The sequence below is a fragment of the Salipiger bermudensis genome (genome assembly GCF_017309175.1).
In the GTDB taxonomy this organism is placed as follows: Bacteria; Pseudomonadota; Alphaproteobacteria; order Rhodobacterales; family Rhodobacteraceae; genus Salipiger; species Salipiger bermudensis.
The window spans coordinates 1-2,468 of sequence record NZ_JAEKJV010000045.1 but is presented as its reverse complement, the minus strand read 5'-3'; the positions used below and the strand labels follow the sequence as shown (position 1 = coordinate 2,468).

Below are 2,468 nucleotides of genomic sequence, written 5' to 3'. Positions count from 1 at the left end.
TGTCAATCGGCAGCCAATCGTGACCCCCTATCGGCATCCAAAAATGACCCCCTTGGAGCGCCCGGGTAGCTGGCCCGATGCGGTGTAGCCCTCACACAGCGCAGCCGTATCGGGCCAGCGGGTTCTTGGTCATTCACGGGTCTTGAAGCGCCAACTCTCGTTGCCGGTTTCGACGATGTCGCAGTGATGGGTCAGGCGGTCGAGCAGCGCAGTGGTCATTTTCGCGTCGCCAAAGACCGAAGGCCATTCCCCGAAGTCGAGATTGGTTGTCACGATGATCGAGGTGCGCTCGTAGAGGCGGCTGATGAGATGGAATAGCAGTTGGCCGCCGGTCTGCGCGAAGGGGAGATAGCCGAGCTCATCAAGGATCAGGAAGTCGAGGCGGCAAAGCAGGTCTGCCGTGCGCCCCTGTCGATCGGCACGGGCTTCGGCATCGAGCTTGTTTACCAGGTCTACGACATTGAAGAAGCGCCCCCGCTTGCCGCGTCGGATACAGGCCCGTGCGATGCTCACGGCAAGGTGCGATTTGCCGGTCCCAGTGCCACCGATCAGCACGACATTGCGCTGCTGTTCAAGGAACTCCCCAGCGGCCAGATCGCGCACCAGCGTCTCGTTGACTGGCGTCTCTTCAAAGCTGAACTCGTCGACCTCTTTCGCCAGCGGCAGCTTGGCGATCGTCATCTGGTATTTGATCGAGCGCGCCTGCTTCTCACTGATCTCGGCATTCAGCAGGTCGCCGACGATCTGTTGTGGTTCGTGCTGACGCTTCACCGCCGTGGTGATGATCTCATCGTAGGCGGCCTTCATGCCGTAGAGCTTCAGCTGGCTCATCGCGTCCAGCACCTGTGATCTTTCCATGGTTGGGTCTCCTGAGACTGTCGTAGCGTTTGCAATCGGCGACGGGCTCGCAGGTCAGTCGCAACGCGGCCGGCGTATCGATGGTCAGCGGCGGTGACGGCTCCCGATGCCGGGCCAGGATGTTGATGACGACCGAGGCTGCGGGGACCCTTTCGCTTAGGGCCTCGGCACAGGCAGCATCCACCGCATCCAGTCCATCGATCGGGATCATGCTCAGGATCTGAACCATCTGCCGGTCGCCGTTCGGCACCTTGCCAAGCTTGCGCTGCACGCGCCTGATCGCCGGCGGCAGGTCCCAATCCTTAAAGGGGGCGCCATTCCGGAGGGCGCCGGGCTTACGAGCCAGAACCGGAATGTAGTGCAACGGGTCGTAGATGGCCTTGTCACGGCCGAAGGCTCGGGCGTGTTGCCCCACGATCTTGCCGTCCTGCCAGAACTCGACCCGCTCGGCATAGGCACGGATCTCGACAGGTCGGCCAACGGCCCGGCCGTCCACGGAGTAGCGGTTCTTGTCGAACCGGACGAGACATGTCTTCGAGACCGAGGCTGGCACGGCATGGAAACCGTCGAACGGACCGACGTAGGGGACAAGACTCGCGCGCTCGTCCTGGAACACCTCCCAGATCGTTCGATCCCGAAGCTCCTGGTGCGGGTTGGCCTTGGCCCAGGCAACACAGCGATCCTCGAGCCAGGCGTTGAGTTCGGCGTAGCTCTTGAACTTCGGCCGAGGCACGAAGAACCGTCGTCGGACAACGCCGACCTGGTTCTCGACCTGTCCCTTCTCCCAGCCGGATGCCGGGGTGCAAGCGACGGGATCGACAAGGTAATGGCTGCACATCTGCTGGAACCGGCGGTTGTAGGCTCGGTCGCGGCCGACGAAGATCGTGTCGACCGCGGTCTTCATGTTGTCGTAGATGCCCCGCGTGCAGGTGCCCCCGAAGAAGGCGAAGGCCTTGTCATGGGCGTCGAAGACCATCTCCTGCGTCTCGCGGGGATAGGCACGCACGAACAGCATCCGGCTGTGACACAGGCGGACATGTGCCACCTTCACCGTGGTCGTCGCGCCGTCGATCACCACGATCTCGTGGCTCCAGTCGAACTGGTAGGCCTCGCCTGGATCGAAGGTTAGCGGGACATAGGCGGCCGCAGATGCCACCGCTTCCTCCTTCGACCAGGAGGCCGCGTATCGCCGGACCGCATCATAGCCTCCGTCATATCCTTGAGCCCGGAGTTCCTCGAAAATGCGGATGCGAGTCAGTCGCTCGCGCTTGGGCTTCCGCGCGTTCACCGCCAGCATCTCGTCGAGCATGTCTTGCCAAGGCCCGATCTTCGGCAACGGCTGAATGGTTCGCTCATAGGTGAGCTCCGTCGCACCGGACCGGATCACCTTGCGCACCGTGTTCCGCGATACTCGCAGCTCCCGGCAGATCTGCTTGATCGACTTCTTGTCCTGAAAATACGCCCGTCGGATCTTCGCTATCGTCTCCACGACCAACATCCCACACTGTGCTCCCCGATGACCTCGGGGGCATCATCCACATCAGTGTAAGGGGGTCATTTTTGGACGCCGATCACCCCGCTACGGGGTCAATTTTGCATGCCGGTTCACA

2 protein-coding genes are annotated in these 2,468 nt (G+C 62.0%); both read right to left on the bottom strand.

Annotated elements, in window-relative coordinates; genetic code table 11:
- Positions 1 to 129: 129 nt before the first annotated feature.
- Positions 130 to 858 carry an IS21-like element ISPkr1 family helper ATPase IstB gene (istB, locus tag JF542_RS24255; protein ID WP_028031292.1) on the bottom strand — a complete coding sequence of 243 codons (729 nt, stop codon included), beginning with the start codon at positions 856 to 858 and terminating at the stop codon, positions 130 to 132.
- Complete coding sequence (gene istA / locus JF542_RS24250; RefSeq protein WP_207077724.1) at positions 788 to 2,356, bottom strand: IS21 family transposase; 1,569 nt, start codon at positions 2,354 to 2,356, stop codon at positions 788 to 790. The genes istB and istA overlap by 71 nt, the downstream gene beginning before the upstream one ends.
- Between the last annotated feature and the right edge of the window lie 112 nt (positions 2,357 to 2,468).